The sequence below is a fragment of the Variovorax sp. YR266 genome (assembly GCF_900107295.1).
Lineage (GTDB): Bacteria > Pseudomonadota > Gammaproteobacteria > Burkholderiales > Burkholderiaceae_C > Variovorax.
In genome coordinates, this window is record NZ_FNPM01000001.1 from 701,020 (window position 1) to 715,961 (window position 14,942).

Consider the following 14,942-nt stretch of genomic DNA (forward strand, 5'->3'; position numbering starts at 1 on the left):
GGCTCAGGTTTCGATCAGGTCGAAACTGGTGGTGATTTCGGCTGTCTTCGCCAGCATGATGCTGGCGGAGCAATACGTTTCGTGACTCAGTGCGATTGCGCGCTCCACGGCAGAGGCCGGAATTCCCTTGCCCGCCACGGTGAAGTGCATGTGGATCTTCGTGAAGACCTTGGGGTCCTTTTCGGCGCGCTCGCTGGTCAGCTTGACGCTGCAGCGCTCGACGCGATGGCGTCCGCGCTTCAGTATGAGCACGACATCGTAGGCAGTGCATCCCCCGGTGCCGGCAAGAACGGTTTCCATCGGCCGCGCCGCGAGGTTTTGTCCGCCGTTCTCGGGCTTTGCGGCATCCGGTGCGCCATCCATCATCAGGACATGGCCGCTGCCCGTCTCGGCAACGAAGCCCATGGCCGATCGCGTGCCTGCGTCACCGGTCCAACTTACTGTGCATTCCATGGTTTTCGGAGTTCCAGGTCTGGGATGTCGGGCAAAAATGCACGCCGACATCCATTTGTGTGTGGGAAAAGCATCACTCGCTTGTTGCAACGCAACAAACAGTCGATATACTTTATTTCATTGCGCAAACGTATGCGCACCCAGTTGTCTCCTCCACCCTTCCAATTGGTGGATTTAGCCCCGAGCTGCAAAGCTCGGGGCTTTTTTCTTTCCAGGCCACCCTCACCGGCCTTGCCGCCACTCTAGTTTTCGCACCGAAAGGGCAGTTGCTCTGGCTGCCCTGGCTGTTGCCGGTGTTGCCTCGGCTCAGTCGTCCGTCACGCTGTTTGGTGTGGTCGACGCGTCGATCAGCGGTTACTCGTCCAGTTCGCGCGACCTGAGGCCCACGAATCTGGGCAGCGTGAAGGTCAGCCGCACGGCGCTGGCCAACTCTGGCTACAACACCAGCCGCCTCGGCTTCCGTGGTACGGAAGATCTGGGTGGCGGCCTGGCAGCCAGCTTCTGGCTCGAAGCCCCCATCACCAATGACGACGGCGCCACCGGCCTCGCAACCTTCGTTCGTCGCTCGACCGTGAGTCTGTCGGGTGGGTTCGGTGAACTCCGCCTGGGTCGCGACTACACCCCGACGTTCTGGAACGACACCGTCTTCGATCCGTTCGGCACCAACGGCGTTGGCTCCAACCTGATCAACACGGCCAACGGCTTCAACGCCGTGACCTACGGCGCCAAGGACACCGGCGGCTTCGGCGGCAACCAGAACTACTCTCGCGCCAGCAATTCGATCGGCTACTTCCTGCCACCGAACCTTGGCGGCTTTTACGGCCAGGTGATGTATGCGTTCCACGAGAACGACAAGTACAGCAACGGCGGCTTCACCCCGGCGGACAGCTCAACCTCGAAGAGCCGCGCAGGCCGTTACATCGGAGGTCGCTTCGGCTACGCAAACGGTCCTCTGGACGTCGCAGTGGCCTACGGCAACAGCACGGTTAGCGATCAGTACTACGCTGGCACCACTGACTCGGTAAACATCTTCAACCTGGGTGCCTCGTATGACTTCGGCCCCGTGAAGCTGTTCGGCGAACTTTCGCGTGCCGAGAACTCACGTGACTACAAAAACCGGCCGATCGCCGGCGGTCGTCCCGACGTCGATCTGAACGGCTATCTACTTGGCCTGACTGTGCCAGTTGGTGCAGGCCTGATCCGAGCGTCCTACTCGGCTGTCAAGTACGACGACAACCTGTCGGCCACCCGACGCGACCCGAAGGCCAACAAGCTGGCACTTGGTTACGTGCACAACCTGTCGAAGCGCACGGCCCTTTACGCCACGGTTGCTCGCGTGAGCAACAAGAACGGCGCGGCATTGACCGTGGGTGGCCCGGCTTTCTACAACGCGGCTGCTGGCGTGTTCACGCCGAAGACCTCGACGGGCTACGACTTCGGCATCCGTCACGCGTTCTGATCTTCCTCGTTTGATCCCGATGCTGGCTCTTGCCAGTTCGAATCAGCAAAGCCTCAAGTCGCCCGGCTCACGCCGGGCGGCTTTTTGTCCTTTCTCTCTCTTTTTCTCAGCTCGCCCGGCTACGCCGGCTTTGCAGCAGCCCCACATTCATTTCTCCGCTCAACACCGATGCGTAGAAACGCTCGACCATATTGACGCTCGTGCGCGCATTGCGTGCCAAGGTCAGCATGTCGATCCCTTGCCCGTACAAGAGCCGCAGCGTGATCGCGGTATGACGCAGGCAGTAGAGCGTCCTCGACTGGCCCAGTGGCCCTTTCTCAAGCCCTGCCTTTTCGAGCACCCAGTGAAAGAAGAAGTTGAGCACCGCCAGCGCATGCTCGCGGTTCTTCAACTGCGGCAGGAAGATGTAGTCCTCCGCTCCGCCATACCCATGCTCGCCACGATAAGCGAGCAAGCATTCATAGACCCGCACCGCAGGACACAGACTCACGATGGGCTGACTGTGCCGCTTGGTCTCCGGCAGGTTCATCCGAAGATAGACGTGCTTGCCGCGCACGACCTCGATGTGCTTGTGCTTCATGAGCTTGATGTCGCTCGGACGCACGAAGGTGTTCACCATCCAGCGGATCAGCCAGGGCAACTCGTCCGGCATGACGAGCAGCTCGCGCGCAATCCAGAAACGTTCTCCGGCCGCGAGTTGATCGAGCACCGGATGCGAGTGCCCGCGCAAGCTGCGCGCGGTCTTGATGATCGTCCGGTACTCCGCAACGCTGAAGCTGCCGCGCGGCTGGCTGCGCACCTTGACCTTCGGAAAAGGAGGCGCATCGCGAAGTACACCGATGTGCACGCCGTGCATCACCACCTTGCGCAACAGCACCAGGTACTGGGCAATCGTCGTGCTGGTGAAGCCCTGCTCTCCGAGGTGATCGATCAAGCGTTGCGCGTCGGCGGTTGCAAACGACTGCGCCGACACGTCGCCGAGCAACGGAACGATGTGCGCACGCAATCTGTTGCCCATCACCTGCCATGTGGCACGCCCAATTTCTTTTCGCTGAACGCGCGCAGCCTCCGCCTGCATCAGCCCTTTCGAAAGGTCACTGACAGAAATTGATAACAGATTCTGCTCATTTGTAAATTGATTGGCGGTCGGATGAATCGCGGGATAGGTGCGTCCAAAAAATCCCGAATCATTTGCAGCTGGGGCTTTGCCGAAGAGGTTTATGACATTTGTGTCCATGTCATATCTCGCATGCAATCCCGATGCCTCTTATCATCAACAGTTAGCAAATGAAAACTCCCATGGAAAAAATCGTGCGCAATGCGCCTGTTAATCCGGCGCTCACGCCCGCCGACTATCTCAGAAAAATACTTAATGCTCGGGTCTATGACGTTGCCGTCGAATCCGCGCTCGAGAAGGCGCGCGCGCTCAGCGAACGGCTCGGCAACACCGTGCTGCTCAAGCGCGAAGACCAGCAACCGGTCTTCAGCTTCAAACTGCGCGGCGCCTATAACAAGATGGCGCATCTGAGTGCTGCTCAATTGGCAAGCGGCGTAATTTGCGCATCAGCTGGAAATCACGCGCAAGGCGTTGCATTGGGTGCGCGCAAGCTCGGCACGCGCGCGGTGATCGTGATGCCGGTGACCACGCCCAAACTGAAAATCGATGCGGTGCGTGGTTTCGGCGGCGAAATCGTGTTGCATGGCGACAGCTATTCGGATGCCTATCTGCACGCGCTCGAATTGCAGGCGCAGCAAAACCTGACCTTCGTGCATCCCTTCGACGACCCCGATGTCATCGCAGGCCAGGGCACCATCGCAATGGAAATCCTGCGACAGCATCAAGGCCCGCTCGATGCGGTGTTCGTCGCAATCGGCGGAGGCGGGTTGATCTCCGGCGTGGCCAACTACATCAAGGCCGTGCGACCCGAGATCAAGGTGATCGGCGTGCAGATGAACGACTCCGACGCGATGATGCAATCGGTCGCGGCCAATCAGCGCGTGAACCTCCCCGACGTCGGCCTGTTCTCCGACGGCACGGCGGTCAAGCTGGTCGGCGAGGAAACCTTCCGCATCGCCAGCGAACTGGTCGACGAATACATTGCCGTCGACACCGACGCCGTGTGCGCCGCCATCAAGGACATCTTCGTGGACACGCGCAGCATCGTCGAGCCGGCCGGTGCGCTGGCGGTCGCGGCCATCAAGGAATACGTTGCCCAGCACGGTCGCCACGGCGAGACCTATGCAGCCATTCTGTGCGGCGCCAACATGAATTTCGACCGGCTGCGCTTCGTTGCCGAACGCGCCGAAGTCGGTGAAGAGCGCGAGGCGTTGTTCGCCGTCACCATGCCCGAAGAGCGCGGCAGCTTCCGCCGCTTCTGCGAGCTGATCGGCGAGATGCCCGCGAGCGACGCCGAAGCCACGGGCGGCGGCGCACCACGCAACGTGACCGAGTTCAACTACCGCATAAGCGATGCAGCCAAGGCGCATGTATTCGTCGGTCTCACGACCTCGGCGCGCGGCGAGTCGGCCTTCATCGCACGGACCTTCGACGAGCACGGATTCCACACGCTCGATCTCACCCATGACGAGCTTGCGAAGGAGCATCTGCGGCACCTCGTGGGCGGACGCACTGGCCTCGCGCATGACGAGCGCCTGCTGCGCTTCGTGTTTCCCGAGCGTCCCGGCGCGCTGCTCAAGTTCCTGAGCCTGATGCAGCCGAACTGGAACATCAGCCTGTTCCACTACCGCAACCAGGGCGCCGACTACGGCCGCATCCTCGTGGGCCTGCAGGTGCCTGCCGGCGAAGGTGCCGAGTTCGACGCCTTCCTCGAAACGCTGGGCTATCCCTACGTCGAGGAAACGGCCAACCCGGCGTACCGGCTCTTTCTGCAGGCCTGAAAAAGCAGAAGCCGGCTCAAGGCCGGCTTCGATCGTTCAACTGTCCGCTGCTACTGCGCGGGCGCCTGTTGCGGCGGCGGTGCCATAGCAGCAGGTTGCGACAGCGGGCCACCCGGTTGCTGCTGTTGCTGCGGCAACTGCGGCGGGGGCATCACGGCCGGCATCGTCGCAGGCAGCGGCCCGGTCGGCGCAGACATAGGCACTGCCGGCAACCCGGGGCTGGAAACGCTGATCGGCGCACGCACCGGCAATTGCAGCGTGAACGCCGCCGGGCCGTCGGCCTGGGTGCCGATGGTCGCCGAGCGCAGGCCCACCGACTGCAGCACATAGTTGTCGCCGACCGACGAGCCGACACGGAACGGCCGCGGCGGCTTGCCGTCGATGGAGATCAACGCGGCCCCCTGCTTCGAAGGGTCGGCCACCACACCCGACAGCGCAAAGCGGCTGGCCGCCTCGGGCGCCACCTGGGCCGTGCGTGACGCAGGCAGCACGCCCAGCAGCCGGGCCACCGCATCCGAATCGGCCGTCACCGAAGGCCGCGGCATCGTCGCGGCCGCCGCCACGGCGTCGGTCGGTGAAGCCAGGCGCAGCGCCCAGAACACCGCGGCACCGGCCGCCAGCGCCCAAAGCCCCGTCGTTGCAAGTGGGGCATGCCAGCGAGCGGCTGAGTAGGGACTTGTCATGGCTGCGGATTATCATGCAGCGCGCTTTCCGAATCATGTCCGCCCAAGCTATGAACAAATTCCTCCGTGCCGCCACCCGCACCGCCCAACGCGGCTTCACGCTGATCGAACTGATGGTCGTGCTGGTCATCATCGGCGTGCTGGCGGCGCTCATCGTGCCGAACGTGATCGAGCGCGCCGACGACGCCCGCGTGACGGCCGCCCGCACCGACATCAACAACCTGATGCAGGCGCTCAAGCTCTACCGCCTGGACAACCAGCGCTACCCCACCGCCGAGCAGGGTCTGCAGGCGCTGCTCACGCGCCCGACCACCGGTCCGGCCGCACCCAACTGGAAGGCCTACGTCGAGAAGCTGCCCAACGACCCCTGGGGTCATCCGTACCAGTACATGAACCCGGGCATCAAGGGCGAGATCGACGTGCTCTCGTTCGGCGCCGACGGCCAAAGCGGCGGCGAGGGCAAGAATGCCGACATCGGCAGCTGGCAATAGCGGCTCGGGCGCGCTGCGCCGCAACCGGTATCCACGCCCCCCCGGCCACCCAGCCCGCGGCTTCACGCTGCTGGAACTGATCGTGGTGATCGCCATCATCGCGATCGCCACCGCCGCCGTCAGCTTCGCAATACGCGACACCAACGCCGCCAAGCTCGACCGCGAAGCCGACCGGCTCGCCGCCCTGCTCGAATCGGCCCGCGCCCAGTCGCGCGCCAGCGGCATCGTGGTGCGGTGGCGGCCCGTCGAGGGCAGCTTCGTGTTCGACGGCCTCCCGCCTGGCGCACTGCCCGCCAACTGGGCCGCCGAGGGCATCACAGCTCAGGCCTCTCTCGCCAACGGCACGCTGGTTCCCGCGCTGCAGCTCGGGCCCGATCCGATCATCGCGGCGCAGCAGGTCATGCTCTATTCCGCCGGCCCGCCCGCGCGCGCGTTGCGCATCGCGACCGACGGGGTGCGCCCCTTCACCGTATCGGCCGTGCAATGAGCGCGCGACGCCCTGCCCCGTCCTCTCGCATCGCCGGCTTCACGCTGATCGAAGTGCTGATCGCGCTCGGCATCGTCGCGCTGGCGCTGGCCGCGGGTTCGCAGGCCACGATGTCGCTCACGCGCAATGCACAGCGCCAGTCCGATCTCGTGCTGGCCGACCTGTGCGCCGAGAACGAACTCGCCAAGGCTCGCCTGTCGCGGCAAATGCCGGCAATCGGCGACTCGGGCTCCATCTGCCTGCAGGCCGGCGTCTCGTTCAACGTGACCACTTCGACCACGTCCACGCTGAACCCAAATTTCCGGCGCGTCGACGTGCAGGTGCGCGACGAAGCCGACGCGCCGATCCTGCGCATCTCCACCATCGTGGGGAGGTACTGATGCTCGTCTCCAGGTCCCGCGGCTTCACGCTGATCGAACTGCTCGTCGCCATCGCGGTGATGGCCCTGCTCTCGCTCATCAGCTGGCGCGGGCTCGACAGCATGTCCCGCACCACCACGCAGAACCAGCAGCGCGCCGACGCCGTCCTCACGCTGCAGGCCACGCTCGCGCAGTGGAGCGCCGACCTCGACGCCGTGACCACGCTCGCGCAGACCCGCCCGATCGACTGGGACGGCCGAGTGTTGCGGCTCACGCGCCGTGGCAGCGACGACGCGGCGCCTTCGGTGCAGGTTGTGGCCTGGATGCTGAAGTCCGGCTCCGACGGCGTGCGCTGGCGGCGCTGGCAATCGCAGCCCTTCACCACGCGCGGCGAATGGCAGCAGGCCTGGAACTTCGCAGGCGCCTGGGCACAGGACGGCGGCGCGAGCGCGGCCGGAGGCGGCTACAGCGACGTGCCGCTGGTGCCAGCCAGCAACTGGCAGCTCTATTTCTTCCGCGACAACACCTGGGTGCCGGCCAGCCAGCTGCCTGCCGTCGTGCCCAACCCCAACAACCCCGCGGGCCCCGTCGTCGCCATGCCCGACGGCGTGCGTCTCGTCATCACGCTGCCGCCCGGAGACGGCCTCTCGGGCACGCTCACGCGCGACTGGGTCAAGCCGACCGTCGGATCGGCGAAATCATCATGACGGCAACAAAGAAGCGCCAGTCCGGCGCCGCCCTGCTCGCCGCGATGCTGACCGTGATGCTCGTGGCCACCTTCGCCGCCGCGGCGCTGTGGCAGCAATGGCGCGCGGCCGAAGTCGAAGGCGCCGAGCGCGCACGCGTGCAGGCTGCCTGGGTGCTGGTCGGCGCGCTCGACTGGTCGCGCCTGATCCTCAGCGAAGACGGCCGCACCGGCGGCCCAGACAACCTGGCAGAGCCCTGGGCCGTGCCGCTCGAGGAAGCGCGGCTCACGAGCTTCCTGGCCGCCGACAAGAACGTGTCGAGCGACAGCCTCGAAGGACTGCCCGACGCCTTCCTCTCGGGCCGCATCGTCGATGCGCAATCCAAGCTCAACGTGCTGTCGCTGGTCGACAACGGCAAGCCGGTGCCCGCCAGCGTCGCCACCTTCACCCGGCTGTTCAACCTGCTGGGCCTGCCGGCGTCGGAGCTCAGCCGGATGACCACGGGCCTGGTGGCCGCCCTTGCCACGGGCACCGCGACCGACGGCAGCGACGGCGGCGATCCCAGCGCCGCGCCGCTGATGCCGCAGCAGGTCTCGCAGCTGGTGTGGCTGGGCCTGTCGCCCTCGACCGCCGCCGCGCTCGAACCGTACGTGACGATCCTGCCGGTGAAGACCACGCTCAACCTCAACACCGCGAGCGCCGAAGCCATCAGCGCCAGCATGGAGTCGCTCAATATCGCCAGCGCGCGCCAGCTGGTGGAGCGCCGACGCACAAGCACCTTCAAGGACCTCGCCGCTGCGAACCTCGCACTGCCTAGCGGCAGCGCGCCCTTCAATACGGTGCAGCACGGCGTGGGCACGCAGTACTTCGAGGTCTACGGCAGGCTGCGGCTGGAGCGCACCTACGTCGAGGAGCGCTCGCTTCTACAGCGCAACGGTGTCACGGTAACGACGATCTGGCGCACCCGCGGCGCCGGCGCAACGGACACTACGGTCAAACCCTGATTTCGATGCCCTATTTGTAGACAAAAAGCCTTCGAACGCGCATGGCGTCTGCGCAACACGCTATCGAAACAAGAGCATCAGCCTGTCAGACGCGCACCTACAATCACCGGCTTTTCCAAGATCCACATGACTCCCCTGCTGCTCATTGCCCCCCTCCCTCCGGCCAATGCCGCGGGCGAGTACGACTGGGCCCAGGCAGGCGACGACGGCATTGCATTGCGCAACCAGGGCCGTGCGTTGCTGGCGCTCCTGCCCTCGAGCGCCGAGGTCATGCTCGGCATTCCTTCCGTCGCGCTCTCGTGGCACCGCGTCACGCTGCCCAAGGGCAGCATGGGCAGCGCGTCGAAGCTGCGCGCGGTGCTCGACGGCCTGCTCGAAGAACACCTGCTCGACGAACCCGAAGCCCTGCACTTCGCGCTCGAACCCGACGCCAAGGCCGGCGCGCCCGTGTGGGTCGCGGCCTGCAATCGCATCTGGCTGCGCAGCGTCGTGCAAGGGCTCGAAGCGGCCGGCCGTCGCGTGGTGCGCATCGTCCCTGAATTCGCGCCGCAGCCGGTCGACGGCCCGCCGCTGCTGCTGGTCACGGGCGAGCCCGAGGCGCCGCAGCTCACGGTGTGCGACGCCGACGGCGTGGTCTCGCTGCCGCTGGCCGGCGCGGGGCTGGCCCTGTCGGGCGGCCTGCCGCTGGACACCGCCGTCATCACCACCGAGCCCGCCGTGGCCGAAGCGGCCGAGCAGTTGCTCGAGCGCCGCGTGCCCATCGTGCAATCGCCGCAGCGCTGGCTGCAGGCCGCGCGCACGCCCTGGGAGCTCGCGCAGTTCGACCTCGCCGCAACCGGCCGCGCACGCGCCGGCAAGAAATTCGCATCGGTCCTGCAAACGCTGCGCTATGCGCCCGAGTGGCGCGCCGCGCGCTGGGGCGTGGTCGTGCTGCTGCTGACCCAGCTGATCGGACTCAACGCCTGGGCCTGGAAGGAACGCAGTGCGCTCGAATCGAAACGGCAGGCTGCCAAGGCCATGCTGACCCAGACCTTCCCCTCGGTGAAGATCGTGGTCGACGCGCCGGTGCAGATGCAGCGCGAAGTTGCCGCATTGCAGCAGGCCGTGGGCGACGTGGCGGGCAGCGACTTCGAACCCATGGTCGGCGCGCTCGCCGCCAACCTGCCGCCCGGCAAGGTGCCGAGCGCGGTCGACTACAGCGCCGGGCAGTTGCGCCTGCGCGGCCTCGGGCTGCAGCCGTCGGAGGTCTCGCAGATCACCAGCGCGCTGGCGCCGCGCGGCTACAACGTGCGTACCGAAGGCGACCTCCTGCTGGTGCAGGCCGAGGCCAACCGATGAATTTCAGCGAACAGCTCAAGGCCCACTGGGCCACCCTGGAGGTGCGCGAGCGCCGCATGGTCTACGCCGCCGCCGCGCTCGTGGCACTGGCCTTGCTTTGGTGGATTGCGCTCGCCCCCGCGCTGCGCACGCTGGCCGCGGCACCGGCCGAACATGCGCAACTCGATGCGCAGTTGCAGCAGATGGCCACCTTGCAGAACCGCGCGAAGGCACTGCAATCGCAGCCGCGCCTGAACCGCGACGACGCGCTGCGTGCGCTCGAGACCTCGGTGCGCGACAGCTTCGGCGCCGGCAACGCGCAGCTCGTGACGACCGGCGGCGACGGCGCTGCCGCCGTCTCGCTGCGGTCCGCGCCCGCGTCCACTGTCGCCCAATGGCTCGGCCAGGCCCGCGGCAACGCGCATGCCGTGCCGCGCGAAGTCCATCTGACCCGCGCGCCGACCGCAGCGCCGGCCACACCGTCGCCCGGCGCAAAGGACGCGCCGAAGACGCCGCAGGTCCGCTGGGACGGCACCGTCGTCATGGCGCTGCCCGCGGCGCGATGAGCGCGATGAGCAACAGGCCCGCATGCTGACCCGCCCTCCGATCTCCGAACCCCGGCCGCACCGCGGCTGGCGCTGGGCCCTGCTCGGCATCACGATCGGCGCGCTGCTGGCGGTGGTGCTGTTCGCGCCGGCGCGCTGGCTCGCGGCGGCGCTGTCGAACTGGAGCCATGGCCGCCTCGTGCTGGCCAACCCGCGCGGCACCGTCTGGAACGGCACGGCCGCCGTGGTCTTCGCCAGCGGCGCCGGCGGCGCGCAGGCGGTGTCGCTGCCCGGCCTGCTGCACTGGCGCATGCGCCCGGGCTGGAGCGGCATCGCCGCCAGCCTCGACCTGCCCTGCTGCGCCGCGCAGCCGCTCGAACTCAAGGCCAGCCCGCGCGCCGGCGGCATGCAGCTCGCATGGCAGGACAGCCGCTCGCGCTGGCCCGCCACCCTGCTCACCGGCCTGGGCGCGCCCTGGAACACGCTCAAGCTCGAAGGCGCGCTCGACCTGTCCACCAAGGCCTTCTCTATGCAGTGGGACGGCCCCGCGCTGCGCGTTGCAGGCCAGGCCACGCTCGACGCCACCGATGTTTCCTCCAGCCTGTCGACCCTGCGGCCGATGGGCAGCTACCGGCTCTCACTCGAAGGCGGCACCCGCCCCACGCTGCTGCTCAGCACGCGCGAGGGCAGCCTCGAACTGAACGGCAGCGGCAGCTGGAACGGCACTTCCTTCCGCTTCAACGGCGAAGCCAGTGCCGCCCCCGGCCGCGAAGACGCGCTTTCCAATTTGTTGAACATCATCGGACGGCGCGAGAACGCGCGTTCGATCATCACCCTGGGTTGATCCTCATGATGAAGCCACTGTTTTCGACCGGCACCGTCGCACTCGCCGTGCGCGTGCTGATCGCCGCCACGTTCCTGCAGGGTGCCCCCGCCGCGTTCGCGCAGACCGGCGATGCGCCGCGCCGCGGCGAGCCGATCACGCTGAACTTCTCCAACGCCGACATCGAGGCCGTGGCCCGCACCATGGCGGTGGTCACGGGCCGCGACGTGGTGGTCGACCCGCGCGTCAAGGGCACGATGAACCTCGTCACCGACCGCGCCATCCAGCCAGCCGCCGCCTTCAACCAGTTCGCCTCGGCGCTGCGCCTGCAGGGCTTCGCGGTGGTGGAAGCCGACGGCCTCTACAAGGTGGTGCCCGAGGCCGACGCCAAGCTGCAGAGCAGCACCGTCAACACCTCCATCAGCGCCACGGCGTCCAGCGGCAGCAACCAGATCGTCACGCAGATCTTCCGGCTCAACTACGAGTCGCCGAACAACCTGCTGCCGGTGCTGCGCCCGCTGATTCCGCCGAACAACACCATCAACGTGAACCCGGGCAACAACTCGCTCGTGATCACCGACTACGCCGACAACATGCGCCGGCTGGCGCGCATCATCGCGTCGCTCGACGTGCCGAATGCTTCCGACATCGAGGTCATCCAGCTCAGGCACTCGGTTGCCACCGACATGGTGCCGCTGGTGCAGCGCCTGGTCGACGGCGGCGGCTCCGGCGCCCCGGGCGGCGCCGCACCCGGTGCGACCGATGCGTCGTTCCGCACCACGCTCATGGCCGACCCGCGCAGCAACTCGCTGATCTTGCGCGCGGCCAACCCGGCACGCGTGGCGCTGGTGCGCACGCTGGTCGAGAAGCTCGACCGCCCGCCGACGGAAAGCAGCAACGGCCTGGCCGGCAACATCTACGTGGTCTACCTGAAGAACGCCGACGCGGTGCGCCTCGCGGCCACGCTGCGCGCCGCGATGGCGGCGAACCAGCAGAACACCACGCCAGGCGCTGCCGGTGCTGCGGGTGGCGGCGCGGCGCCCCAGCAGAGCGCGCCGCAGGCCATGCAGGTGAACCTGAACAGCGGCGGCAACCAGAGCGGTGGCTCGGCCGCCGCCAACGCGCCGCTCAACAACGCCAACCAGCCCTCGACCGGCGGCCAGATCCAGGCCGACCCGACGACCAACTCGCTGATCATCACCGCGCCCGAGCCGCAGTACCGCCAGATGCGCGCCGTGATCGACAAGCTCGACGGCCGGCGCGCGCAGGTCATGATCGAGGCGCTGATCGTCGAGGTCAACGCCACCAAGGCCGCCAAGTTCGGCGTGCAGTGGCAAAGCGCGCTGGGCAACAACGCCGTCATCGGCACCAACTCCACCCTCAACGGCGGCAACATCCTGGCGCTGACCCAGGCGCTGGCCACCAAGGATGCCTCCGGCCTTGCAACGTCGATCCAGCCCGGCCTGAACCTCGGCATTGCCGGCAAGATCGGTGGCCAGTACATCCTGGGCGCGGTGGCGAATTTCTTCAGCAACGATAACGACGCCAACGTGCTCTCGACGCCCAACCTGCTGACGCTGGACAACGAAGAAGCCAAGATCGTCATCGGCCAGAACGTGCCGTTCCCGACCGGCTCCTACGCCAGCACCTCGGGCTCGGTGGGCGTGAACCCGTTCACCACCGTCGAGCGCAAGGACGTCGGCCTCACCCTGCGCGTGCGTCCGACCATCAACGAGAACGGCACTGTGAAGATGACGATCTTCCAGGAGATCTCGAACGTCGCGCCCGGCACCACCACCGACCCCAACGGCCCCACCACCAACAAGCGCTCGCTCGAATCCAGCGTGCTGGTGGAAGACGGCGGGCTCGTCATGCTCGGCGGCCTGCTGTCGGACACCTACGGCACCAACACTGAAAAGGTGCCCTTTGCTGGCGACATCCCGGTGGTCGGCAACCTGTTCAAGAGCGAGAACCGCTCGCGCGTCAAGAACAACCTGATGATGTTCCTGCGCCCGGTGGTGATGCGCGACGCCACGGCGACCGAAGCCTTCGCATTCGATCGCTACGACCAGATCCGTGGCCTGCAGCAGGCGACCCAGCCCAACACCGACAACGTGATGCTGCGCAACGTGAATGCCGCGCCCGTGCTGCCGGAGTCGCCGCCGTTGGGCACCAGCAGCAACAGCCGGGGCGGCCTGCGCGAGCAAGGCACCCAACTGATCCCACCGCCCGCGCTGCCCGCCGACAACCGCAAGCTGGCGCCGAGCGCCCTGCGCGGCGCCCTGCCGCCGACCGCCGACCCCGTGAGCACGCGCGAACTGCCTTGATACTGCCTTGATGTCCATGCGCTATCCCCTGCCCTACGCCTTCGCACGCAGCCAGCAGCTTTTGCTCGAGGAGACCGACGACGGCCGCTACACGCTGTGGATGTCGAGCCACCCGGCGCGCAGCGCGGTCGGCGAGGTGTCGCGCAAGTACGGCGTGCAGGCCTTCGAGGTGCTGGCCGACGGCGCGCTGGCGCAGCGCATCAGCGCGGCCTATGCGCAGGGCGAGTCGAGCGCCGCCGCGGTGGTGAGCGAGGTGCAGAACGACGCCGATCTCTCGCGCATGATGCAGGAGCTGCCCGCGGTCGAAGACTTGCTGGCAAGCGCTGGCGACGCGCCCATCATCCGCATGCTGAACGCGCTGCTCACGCAGGCCGCGCGCGACGGCGCCAGCGACATCCACATCGAGCCCTACGAGCGCACCTCGTCCGTGCGCTTTCGCATCGACGGCACGCTGCGCGAGGTGGTGCAGCCCAACCGCGCGCTGCACGCCGCGCTGATCTCGCGCCTGAAGATCATGGCCGACCTCGACATCTCCGAAAAGCGGCTGCCGCAGGACGGGCGCATCTCCTTGCGCATCGGCACGCGCGCGGTCGACGTGCGGGTGTCGACGCTGCCGAGCGCGCACGGCGAACGCGCGGTGCTGCGCCTCCTGGACAAGAGCGAATCGAAGCTCACGCTCGAATCGGTGGGCATGCAGGGCGACACGCTGGAGCGCTTCGAGAAGCTCATCTCGCAGCCGCACGGCATCATCCTCGTGACCGGCCCCACGGGCTCGGGCAAGACCACCACGCTGTACGCCGCGCTGGCCCGGCTCGACGCGAGCCGCAGCAACATCATGACGGTGGAAGACCCCATCGAGTACGAGCTGCCGGGCGTGGGCCAGACGCAGATCAACGCCAAGATCGAACTCACCTTCGCCAAGGCCCTGCGCGCGATCCTGCGGCAGGACCCTGACGTCATCATGATCGGTGAAATCCGCGACTTCGAGACCGCGCAGATCGCCATCCAGGCCTCGCTGACCGGTCACCTTGTGCTCGCAACGCTGCACACGAATGATTCCGTCAGCGCCGTCACGCGCCTGACCGACATGGGCGTGGAACCTTTTCTTCTCAGCTCGTCACTGCTCGGCGTGCTCGCGCAGCGCCTCGTGCGCAAGGTGTGCACGGTGTGCGCCGGCGCGGGCTGCGAAGTGTGCGGCCAGACCGGCTACCAGGGCCGCACCGGCATCTTCGAGCTGCTGGTGGCGGACGAAACCGTGCAGGGCCTGATCCACAGCAAGGCGGCCGAGAGCGAACTGCTCAAGGCCGGCGCGCGCGGCGGCCTGCGCCTGATGCGCGAAGACGGCGAACGGCTGGTGCAGGCCGGCGTCACTTCGCGCGCCGAACTGCTGCGCGTCACGCGAGACTAAGC

Annotated in this window: 15 protein-coding genes; 12 read left to right on the forward strand and 3 right to left on the reverse strand. The window is 66.9% G+C overall.

What is annotated here, in order from left to right:
- Nucleotides 1-3: 3 nt before the first annotated feature.
- Nucleotides 4-453: an OsmC family protein gene (locus BLW48_RS03305; protein WP_007834112.1), complete on the reverse strand. Its 450-nt coding sequence runs from the start codon at nt 451-453 to the stop codon at nt 4-6.
- A gap of 271 nt (nt 454-724) precedes the next feature.
- Between BLW48_RS03305 and BLW48_RS03310 the strand changes: the two genes are divergently transcribed.
- Nucleotides 725-1,912: a porin gene (locus BLW48_RS03310; protein ID WP_093172590.1), complete on the forward strand. Its 1,188-nt coding sequence runs from the start codon at nt 725-727 to the stop codon at nt 1,910-1,912.
- A 106-nt stretch (nt 1,913-2,018) separates the two neighbouring features.
- Here BLW48_RS03310 and BLW48_RS03315 read toward each other — a convergent pair whose 3' ends face one another.
- Nucleotides 2,019-3,149 (reverse strand): site-specific integrase, encoded by a 1,131-nt coding sequence (locus BLW48_RS03315; protein ID WP_093172592.1) that lies wholly within the window; start codon nt 3,147-3,149, stop codon nt 2,019-2,021.
- A gap of 50 nt (nt 3,150-3,199) precedes the next feature.
- Between BLW48_RS03315 and ilvA the strand changes: the two genes are divergently transcribed.
- Complete coding sequence (ilvA, locus tag BLW48_RS03320; protein ID WP_093172594.1) at nt 3,200-4,810, forward strand: threonine ammonia-lyase, biosynthetic; 1,611 nt, start codon at nt 3,200-3,202, stop codon at nt 4,808-4,810.
- Nucleotides 4,811-4,860: 50 nt separating this feature from the next.
- Here ilvA and BLW48_RS03325 read toward each other — a convergent pair whose 3' ends face one another.
- Entirely contained in the window at nt 4,861-5,493 is a 633-nt protein-coding gene (locus tag BLW48_RS03325) for a type II secretion system protein N (RefSeq protein ID WP_093172596.1), read from the reverse strand.
- Nucleotides 5,494-5,543: 50 nt separating this feature from the next.
- On the opposite strand from BLW48_RS03325, the gene gspG reads away from it, so the two are divergent.
- The 10 genes from gspG (at nt 5,544) to BLW48_RS03375 (ending at nt 14,940) form a co-directional block, all read left to right on the forward strand.
- Nucleotides 5,544-5,984: a type II secretion system major pseudopilin GspG gene (gene gspG, locus BLW48_RS03330; protein ID WP_093048308.1), complete on the forward strand. Its 441-nt coding sequence runs from the start codon at nt 5,544-5,546 to the stop codon at nt 5,982-5,984.
- A complete protein-coding gene (locus tag BLW48_RS03335; RefSeq protein WP_093172598.1) occupies nt 5,959-6,471 on the forward strand; it encodes a prepilin-type N-terminal cleavage/methylation domain-containing protein in 513 nt (170 codons plus the stop codon). Before gspG ends, BLW48_RS03335 begins: the two co-directional genes overlap by 26 nt.
- Entirely contained in the window at nt 6,468-6,851 is a 384-nt protein-coding gene (gene gspI, locus BLW48_RS03340) for a type II secretion system minor pseudopilin GspI (protein WP_093048303.1), read from the forward strand. Before BLW48_RS03335 ends, gspI begins: the two co-directional genes overlap by 4 nt.
- Nucleotides 6,851-7,537, forward strand: coding sequence for a PulJ/GspJ family protein (locus BLW48_RS03345; protein WP_093172600.1), 687 nt, complete (start codon nt 6,851-6,853; stop codon nt 7,535-7,537). The genes gspI and BLW48_RS03345 overlap by 1 nt, the downstream gene beginning before the upstream one ends.
- Nucleotides 7,534-8,520: a type II secretion system minor pseudopilin GspK gene (gene gspK, locus BLW48_RS03350; protein ID WP_093172602.1), complete on the forward strand. Its 987-nt coding sequence runs from the start codon at nt 7,534-7,536 to the stop codon at nt 8,518-8,520. Before BLW48_RS03345 ends, gspK begins: the two co-directional genes overlap by 4 nt.
- Nucleotides 8,521-8,646: 126 nt before the next feature.
- Complete coding sequence (gene gspL / locus BLW48_RS03355) at nt 8,647-9,858, forward strand: type II secretion system protein GspL (RefSeq protein ID WP_093172604.1); 1,212 nt, start codon at nt 8,647-8,649, stop codon at nt 9,856-9,858.
- On the forward strand, nt 9,855-10,403 hold the full coding sequence (gene gspM / locus BLW48_RS03360; protein WP_093172606.1) for a type II secretion system protein GspM: 549 nt from the start codon (nt 9,855-9,857) through the stop codon (nt 10,401-10,403). Before gspL ends, gspM begins: the two co-directional genes overlap by 4 nt.
- Before the next feature lie 22 nt (nt 10,404-10,425).
- Nucleotides 10,426-11,226: a type II secretion system protein N gene (gene gspN, locus BLW48_RS03365; protein ID WP_093172608.1), complete on the forward strand. Its 801-nt coding sequence runs from the start codon at nt 10,426-10,428 to the stop codon at nt 11,224-11,226.
- Nucleotides 11,227-11,231: 5 nt separating this feature from the next.
- Complete coding sequence (gene gspD, locus BLW48_RS03370; protein ID WP_093172610.1) at nt 11,232-13,532, forward strand: type II secretion system secretin GspD; 2,301 nt, start codon at nt 11,232-11,234, stop codon at nt 13,530-13,532.
- 16 nt (nt 13,533-13,548) lie between these two features.
- Nucleotides 13,549-14,940, forward strand: a complete 1,392-nt coding sequence (locus tag BLW48_RS03375; protein ID WP_093048284.1) for a GspE/PulE family protein — start codon at nt 13,549-13,551, stop codon at nt 14,938-14,940.
- Nucleotides 14,941-14,942 lie beyond the last annotated feature (2 nt).